The following is a 7,854-nucleotide window of genomic DNA, read 5'->3' as shown; positions in this document are numbered from 1 at the left end:
GTACAGGGGATCGCGGGGGTGAGGATTTTCGCGCGCCCGTGGTGGAGGGGGCGGGGCGTCTGAACTCGTCGGCTGGTGAGGCCGTGCTGGGTTCGCTTGTGCCGGCGGGTGAGGTCCTGGGGCGCTCGATTCCGCCTGTGGCTGAGGACTTGGGGTCTCCTGCTCTGACTGTGGACGAGGTCGTGTGGGGTTCCCCTCCGTCGGTGGGGGACGGCGGGCGAAGTGCTCTTCCGTCGATGGCTGAAGCCGGGGGGTGTCCTGTTCCGGTCGTGGCGCAGCCCGTGGGGAGTCTTCGTTCGCCGGGGGTTGGAGGCGTGGGGACTTCGGATTCGTTCGTGACTGATGCCGGGGGACGGCCTGTTGGGGCTGTGGTCAGGGCGGCGGGGCTTCGGTTTCCGGCGCCTGTTGATGCGGGGCCTTGGACCGTTCGGGGGCCGGAGCCGGAGCCGGAGCCGGAGTCTGGGCCGGGGTTGGAGGCTGGGCCGGGGTCGGGTAAGCGGGAAGTCCGGGTCGAGTCGCCGGTGGGTGTTGCCCTGGAGCCTGATGACTTCTCGTACGCCGGAGGGGCCGGCATGACCGGAGACTCTGGCGAGTTCAGCGGCACCGGAGAGGTGGAGACAGGCGTCGTACGGGATCGTGCGGCGGGGGCCTGGCGGGAGCGGGTCGGGTCGGCTCTGCGGGAGCGGATGCCGGTGTGGGTGCAGACGCGGTGCGGGCTGGAGCGGCGGAACGTGGTCGCGCTCGGTGTACTGCTCGTGGTGGCCGCGGTCTTCGCCGTGCAGCACTTCTGGGTGGGCCGGACCCAGCCCGTGCGCGCCCCGGAGGTGGTGGGAGCGGCGTCCCCCTTCGGAGAGGGAGATGCGGTTGGCGGCAGCGGGCGCGCGGTTGCGGGCAAACAGAGCGAGTCGCGTGCCTCCTCGGCCGGAGCGCGGGGTGCTTCGGGCGCGACCGGCACCGAGATCGTCGTGGACGTCAGCGGCAAGGTCCGGGAGCCCGGGGTTCATCGGCTTCCCGCCGGTTCGCGGGTGACCGACGCCTTGCGCGCGGCGGGTGGGGTGCGTCCGGGCACCAGCACGGAGGGGCTCAACCGCGCTCGGTTCCTCGTGGACGGGGAGCAGATCGTCGTCGGCGGTCCGGCGATTGCGGGGGTGCCCGGTGCGGGAGGCGCGAGCACCGCGGGGGCGGCGGGCTCGGTGGGGTCAGTTGCGGGAGCTGCCCCGACGGCGCCGGTCTCCCTCAACACGGCCACCGCGGACCAGCTCAACACCCTGCCCGGCGTGGGACCGGTGCTGGCCCAGCACATCATCGACTACCGCACCCAGCACGGCGGTTTCCGCTCGGTGGACGAACTGCGCCAGGTCAACGGCATCGGCGACCGCCGCTTCTCCGATCTGCGGGACCTGGTGCAGCCATGACCTCGGAATCTGGTGCAGCCGTGCCCCCGGAATCTGGTGCGGCCGTGACCCGGGGACCTGGTGCGGTTAGGTCCCCCGTCCACGACGACCCGCTCGAGCCCGCGATTCCCCACCGCACGGCACCGGACGACGGCCCCTCCTCCCCTCACCGATCCGTATCCGCCACCTCACCAGCCCGCCGCCGCAACGTGCACGCCGCTTCGGGGAATCGGCGGGGTACCGCACACCCACAACAGGAAGGACCGACGGACCTACGACTAGTGCCGCCCGCACTCGCGGCCTGGGCGACGGCGGCACTGGCGCTGGACGCGTCGTCGGCCTGGGTCACAGGGACCGCCGTGGCGACGCTGACCGTGGCACTCGTGCTGCTGTTGGTGACGCGGCGCCGGGACAGGGCAGGCGGCAGCCGTACCTCGCCACGGTCGGCCGCTGGCCTCTCACCGGAAGGACTCCACCCCGCGGTGTCGTGGCGGCAGGCCGCATGGCCCCGTGTCTCGATCGCCGCCCTGCTCCTCGCCATCGCCGCGGCCGCCGCTTCCGCCGGACTGCACGGGGCGGACCTGCGTCGAGGGCCGGTGCCCGAACTGGCGCGGGAGTACGCGACCGTGACCGCGGAGGTGGAGGTCGGTTCCGATCCACGGTTGACCCGGCCCCGGGTCAGCGGGGATCACGCGGCACCGGTCTCCGTGTTGATCGACGCCGAGGTGCGGCGGGTCGAGGAGATGGACGGGACGATCGTGGAGACGCGGGCGCCGGTGCTGCTGATCGTCGACCCGAACTCGTCCACCAAGGGAGGGAGATGGGAAGGGGCGGGCAGGGCGCGGGGTTCCGGCGGTGGGCCGGAGCGTTCGCCCTGGCTCGGGCTGCTTCCGTCCACGCGGGTGAAGGTGACGGCGCGGTTGGCGCCCTCGCTGACGAGCGGGGACAAGGTCGCGGCCGTGCTGCGGGTAAGGAATCAGCCGGTGCCGGAGGTGGTGGAGGGACCGTCCGGAGCACAGCGGTTCGCGGGGCGCCTGCGGGCCGGGCTGCGTGAGGCCACCGACGGATTGCCGGGCGACGCGCGGGCGTTGCTGCCGGGGCTGGTCGTCGGGGACACCGCGCGGATCACACCCGAGTTGGACGAGGCATTCAAGGAGACGGACCTCGCGCACACCCTCGCCGTCTCCGGAAGCAACCTCACCATCCTGCTCGCCCTCCTCATCGGACCACCCGGTCTCGCCCAGCACGTCGAACGCCGGGGCCTGGCACCGCGCCTGGGCATCTCCCTCCGGGCGACCGCACTGCTCGGCGGGGTCCTCACGCTCGGGTTCGTCGTCGTGTGCCGGCCCGACCCGAGCGTGCTGCGGGCCGCCGCCTGCGGTGCCGTCGCACTGCTCGCCCTGGCGACCGGCCGCCGCAGATCACTGATCCCGGCCCTGGCGACGGCCGTACTGCTGCTGGTGCTCTACGACCCGTGGCTGGCCCGCAGTTACGGCTTCCTGCTCTCCGTGCTGGCCACCGGTGCGCTGCTCACGCTCGCGCCGCGCTGGAGCGAGACGCTGCGCCGGCACCGGGTTCCGCCGCGGTTGGCCGAGGCGCTGGCCGCCGCCGCTGCCGCGCAGGCGTTGTGCGCACCGGTTGTTGCCGTGCTGTCGGCGCGGGTGAGCCTGGTGGCGGTGCCGTGCAATCTGCTCGCGGAGATCGCCGTCGCGCCGGCCACGGTCCTGGGCTTCGCGGCACTGGCCGCGGCGCCGGTGGCGATGCCGGTGGCCAAGGTCCTTGCCTGGGGCGCGAGTTGGCCCACCGGGTGGATCGCGGACGTGGCCCGGAGCGGTGCGGCGCTGCCCGGTGGGGGAGTGGACTGGCCGGGCAGTTGGACGGGGGCACTGCTGCTCGCCCTCGCGGTCGCGGCCCTCGTGCTGGTCGGGCGGCGGTTGTTGAAGCACCCCTGGCTGTGCGGTCTCTGCGGGTTGCTTCTGCTGCTGATCGTGGTGGCGCCTGCGCCACTGACCCGGGTGATCACGGGATGGCCGCCGCCGGGCTGGCGGTTCGCGATGTGTGACGTCGGGCAGGGCGACGCGACGGTGCTCGCGGCGGGCAAGGGCACCGGGGTGGTCGTGGACGCCGGGCCCGATCCGAAGCTGGTCGACCAGTGTCTGCGCACCCTGGGCATCACCAGGATTCCGCTCGTCGTGCTCACCCACTTCCACGCCGACCATGTGGCAGGACTGCCCGGGGTACTGCGGGGCCGCGAGGTGGGCGCCATCGAGACGACGTCCTTCGAAGAGCCCGCGGACCAGGCCGAGTTCGTACGGCGGGCGGCGGCGGAACGGCACATCCCGATCACCCGGGCCGTGGCCGGGGAACAGCGACGCACCGGTCCGCTCTCCTGGCAGGTGCTGTGGCCCCCACCGCGCCCGGCGCCGGACCCGGACGGCCCGAACGACGCCAGCGTCGCACTCCTGGTACGGACGGCCGGACTCCGTCTGCTGCTGCTCGGGGATCTCGAACCCCGGGCCCAGCAGGAGCTGTTGAGATCACCGGCGGCCGCGCTGCTGGGCGGCGTGGATGTGCTCAAGGTCGCCCATCATGGCTCGGCCTACCAGGATCCGGACCTGATACGCAGAGTGGCCCCACGGCTGGCGCTGATCTCCTGTGGCGAGAACAACGTGTATGGACACCCGGCTCCCAGCACGGTCGCGGCGCTGCGAGACATGGGCACGGTGGTCCTGCGGACGGACGTGGACGGGGCGCTGGCGGTGGGAGGTGAGGGCGGCGGGCTTCGGGTGACACGGGAATGAGAGAGGGGGGCGGCAGCCAGGCAGGGATGCGGCCGCTGAGCTGCGGGTGGCGCGAGACTGAGGGCATGAATCCCGCACAGGTTGATGCCTATCTCCGCCGGCTGGGAGTCCAGCACCCGGCCTCGCCGACCGTCGATGTCCTGCGCGAGCTGCATCTGCGCCATTTGCAGACCGTGCCCTTCGAGAATCTGTCGATCCATCTGGGAGAGGAGATCGTGCTGGAGGAGGACCGGCTGCTGGACAAGGTGGTGGGCGCGGCCAGGGGAGGGTTCTGCTACGAACTGAACGGACTGTTCGGCGCGTTGCTCACCGCGCTGGGCTTCGACGTCGCACTGCTCGCGGCGCGGGTGTACGGGGACGAGGGGCGGCCGGGGATCCCGTACGACCATCTCGCGTTGAAAGTGCGGACGGTGGACGGGGGAGTGTGGCTGGCCGACGTGGGGTTCGGGACGCACAGCCACTATCCGCTGGCCTTCGAGGAGCGGGGTGAACAGAAGGATCCCGGCGGCACGTTCAGGGTCGTCGCGTCGGGACCGGATGCGGCCGGGCGCTTGCACTCGGACTCGGACTCGGACTTGGATTTGGCCGCGGATTTGGACGTGGTCCGGAACGGCAGGCCCGAGTACCGGCTGGAGACGCGGCCCCGGGGGCTGGGTGACTTCGTGGTCGGAGCGTGGTGGCACAGCACCTCGCCGGCCTCGCACTTCACCCGGTCACTGGTCTGCTCACGGCTCACGGACGACGGCGGGCGGATCACGCTAAGCGGTCGCGGTCTGACGGTGACGGGGGCGGACGGGACGCGGGACGTACGTGAACTGACCACGGACGAGGAGGTGTTGACGGTGTACCGGGAGCGGTTCGGGATCGAGTTGGGGGTGGTGCCGACGGTGAGTGAGCCCACATGAGCCCGTACCGGCACGCATAGATCCGCGCAGGCCCTGGGCGGGTTGGCGCGAAACCGTGGCCGTACCGGAAAATGTCCCCGTGAGTGATGTGAGACATGTGCTGGTGCTGCCCGATCGTGACGCGGCTCAGGAGGCGGCGGAGGTGCTCGGGGAGCGGTTCGCGCTGGACGAGGAACCGCGGCTGGTGCGGGACGCGCTGGCCGGTGAGGACGATGCCGAGGACGCGCAGTGGCTTCTCGTTCTGCGGGACGAGGACGGGCGGCTCGATCCCGCGGAGCTGGACGCGTTCGCGGGGGAGTGGGACGGCTGGCGCGAGGAGCCGTAGCGTTCCCGCATCCGCATCCGCATCCGCATCCGCATCCGCATCCGGTCCACTACTGCTCCCCTCCCGGCACCCTCCCGCCCGGAGGGCCTCGCACCCGGCCCACCTCCCGCATGCGGGACGCGTTGTCAGTGGCGCGTGCGATGCTTTACGAGATGGCCAGGAAGACTGCGAATGACGACCCTCTCGCCCCGGTGACGCTTGCCGTGGGCCAGGAAGACCTCCTGCTCGACCGTGCCGTGCGGGAGGTGGTGGCCGCCGCCAGGGCCTCCGACGCCGACACGGACGTACGTGACCTGACTTCGGACCAGCTGCAGCCCGGCACACTCGCCGAGTTGACCAGCCCGTCGCTCTTCGCGGAGCGCAAGGTCGTGATCGTACGCAACGCGCAGGACCTCTCCGCGGACACGATCAAGGACGTGAAGGCGTATCTCGGAGCGCCCGCCGAGGAGATCACCCTGGTGCTGTTGCACGCGGGTGGGGTCAAGGGCAAGGGGCTGCTCGATGCCGCGCGCAAGGTGGGGGCACGGGAGGTGGCCTGCCCGAAGATGACGAAGCCGGCGGACCGGTTGGCCTTCGTCCGGGGTGAGTTCCGGGCGACCGGGAGGTCGGCCACGCCGGAGGCCTGCCAGGCGCTGGTCGACTCGATCGGCAGTGATCTGCGGGAGTTGGCGTCCGCGGTGACCCAGTTGGTCGCCGACATCGAGGGGACCATCGACGAGGCGGTCGTCGGGCGGTACTACACCGGGCGGGCCGAGGCGTCGAGCTTCACGGTCGCGGACCGGGCCGTGGAGGGGCGGGCGGCGGAGGCGCTGGAGGCACTGCGGTGGTCGTTGTCCACCGGGGTGGCGCCGGTGCTGATCACCAGCGCGTTGGCGCAGGGGGTGCGGGCGATCGGGAAGCTGTCGTCCGCGCGTGGGGGACGGCCGGCGGATCTGGCGCGTGAGCTGGGGATGCCGCCGTGGAAGATCGACCGGGTACGGCAGCAGATGCGGGGGTGGACACCGGACGCGGTCTCCGTCGCGCTGCGGGCGGTGGCCGAGGCGGACGCGGGAGTGAAGGGCGGGGGGGACGATCCGGAGTACGCGTTGGAGAAGGCGGTCGTCGCGATCGCCCGGGCGGCCCGGTCACGGGGGCAGGGTCAGGGTCAGGGGTACTGACCCGCAGGGTCGTTGGCACGGCGGAGCATGTCGCGGGTGCGGGTGCGGGTGCGGGTGCGGGTGTGACGGGTGCCGGGCGATCTGGCGCTCAGGACCAGCGGGTTGCCGTCGGCAGCCAACGCGAATCGGGCATCGCCGATTGCCTTCGACCTGTTCAGCCACCCCCGCCGGACAGGCACTGGCGACTCTGCCCAGGGCCGGCACACCGCGCGGAGACGGCAGGCGGCGACGGGGAGGACGGCGATGACGGGGATACAGCAATGCCCCCGAAGTGGGTCCGGGGGCACTGTACGTGGCGTGGCGACCACGATGTCTGTCCGTGAATCGAGGTAGAGGGCTCGACGTGTCCTCACGGTGGATTGCTACTGGTCCGGTCCGCGCGAGCGCGGGCCGAGGCAAGTGCGGAAGGATCAGCCCTTGAGCGCGGTGACCTTGGAAGCAAGCGCCGACTTCTTGTTGGCGGCCTGGTTCTTGTGGATGACGCCCTTCGCGACGGCCTTGTCGAGCTGACGCGCGGCAGCGCGCTGGTACTCGGTGGCCTTCTCGACGTCACCCGCGGCAGCGGCTTCGCGGGCCTTGCGGATCGCGGTCTTCAGGGAGGACTTGACGGCCTTGTTGCGCAGCCGAGCCTTCTCGTTGGTCTTGATCCGCTTGATCTGGGACTTGATGTTCGCCACGAATGAGCCTTTGCAGGTTCTGGCACGGGGCCGCACGGGTCCCGGGCCGATGATTTTTCTTGGGGTGCGCCTCGCGCCGAGAGGGCAGGAGACACAGCCACCCAGGCTACCAGTCGGCCACCGGCCGACCCAAACCGGCCCCGAGAGGCCACCGCCATCATCACCATCACCGCCTCGCGCCGAGGCCAGCCGAACGGCCACGCCCGCTCACCGGGTCTGGCTCGGGCTCCCAAGAAGCGGACTGGGAGAGCGAGTGAAAGCCCGGGCCCACGCGAACAGCCCTGGAATCTCCGAACCCCTAGCCGTTCACAGCGGCACCGAGGCATCAGCGCATCCCCGGACAGTCCGCCACCGTCCCTGCTTTCCCCACTGCGTCCCCCGCGAGACCAACCAAATCCCTGTCGCCGAACCCCTCCCCGCCAATCCCGACGGGCGGCCCGACCGGCATCTCCCAGAGAGGCCCAACCGCTACTCCCCGTCCCCACGGTTCCCCAAATCCGTGCGGCCCCCAAGATCCCCAGACCTCGAAACCACACCCCGAACCAGCCCGAAAAACCCCAAACCGTCACCGGGTCGCCCCGAACCGTCCCCGAGC

The 7,854-nt window shown here is 71.5% G+C and carries 6 protein-coding genes; 5 read left to right on the top strand and 1 reads right to left on the bottom strand.

Translation table 11 applies throughout. From position 1 onward, the window contains the following. Positions 1–236 precede the first annotated feature (236 nt). From JHN63_RS43630 to holA, 5 genes are all read left to right on the top strand, one after another. Positions 237–1,415 (top strand): ComEA family DNA-binding protein, encoded by a 1,179-nt coding sequence (locus tag JHN63_RS43630; RefSeq protein ID WP_200690682.1) that lies wholly within the window; start codon positions 237–239, stop codon positions 1,413–1,415. A gap of 188 nt (positions 1,416–1,603) precedes the next feature. Continuing rightward, on the top strand, positions 1,604–4,195 hold the full coding sequence (locus JHN63_RS43625; RefSeq protein WP_200690681.1) for a ComEC/Rec2 family competence protein: 2,592 nt from the start codon (positions 1,604–1,606) through the stop codon (positions 4,193–4,195). A 65-nt stretch (positions 4,196–4,260) separates the two neighbouring features. Beyond that, positions 4,261–5,100, top strand: coding sequence for an arylamine N-acetyltransferase (locus JHN63_RS43620; protein ID WP_200690680.1), 840 nt, complete (start codon positions 4,261–4,263; stop codon positions 5,098–5,100). A 79-nt stretch (positions 5,101–5,179) separates the two neighbouring features. After that, a complete protein-coding gene (locus tag JHN63_RS43615; RefSeq protein WP_033285933.1) occupies positions 5,180–5,425 on the top strand; it encodes a hypothetical protein in 246 nt (81 codons plus the stop codon). Between the two features lie 152 nt (positions 5,426–5,577). Then, positions 5,578–6,582 (top strand): DNA polymerase III subunit delta, encoded by a 1,005-nt coding sequence (gene holA, locus JHN63_RS43610; RefSeq protein WP_200690679.1) that lies wholly within the window; start codon positions 5,578–5,580, stop codon positions 6,580–6,582. Between the two features lie 410 nt (positions 6,583–6,992). Here the strand turns inward: holA and rpsT are convergent, their stop codons facing one another. Continuing rightward, on the bottom strand, positions 6,993–7,259 hold the full coding sequence (gene rpsT, locus JHN63_RS43605; protein ID WP_043676462.1) for a 30S ribosomal protein S20: 267 nt from the start codon (positions 7,257–7,259) through the stop codon (positions 6,993–6,995). Between the last annotated feature and the right edge of the window lie 595 nt (positions 7,260–7,854).

The organism is Streptomyces sp. MBT65 (assembly GCF_016612545.1).
Taxonomy (GTDB): Bacteria; Actinomycetota; Actinomycetes; order Streptomycetales; family Streptomycetaceae; genus Streptomyces.
This window is presented reverse-complemented; position numbering and strand designations above follow the sequence as displayed.

Excerpts from the sequence above, each read along its gene's own strand:
- JHN63_RS43630 (WP_200690682.1), top strand. The coding sequence starts at position 237 with ATGGCTGAAGCCGGGGGGTGTCCTGTTCCGGTCGTGGCGCAGCCCGTG.
- JHN63_RS43620 (WP_200690680.1), top strand. The coding sequence starts at position 4,261 with ATGAATCCCGCACAGGTTGATGCCTATCTCCGCCGGCTGGGAGTCCAG.
- holA (WP_200690679.1), top strand. The coding sequence starts at position 5,578 with ATGGCCAGGAAGACTGCGAATGACGACCCTCTCGCCCCGGTGACGCTT.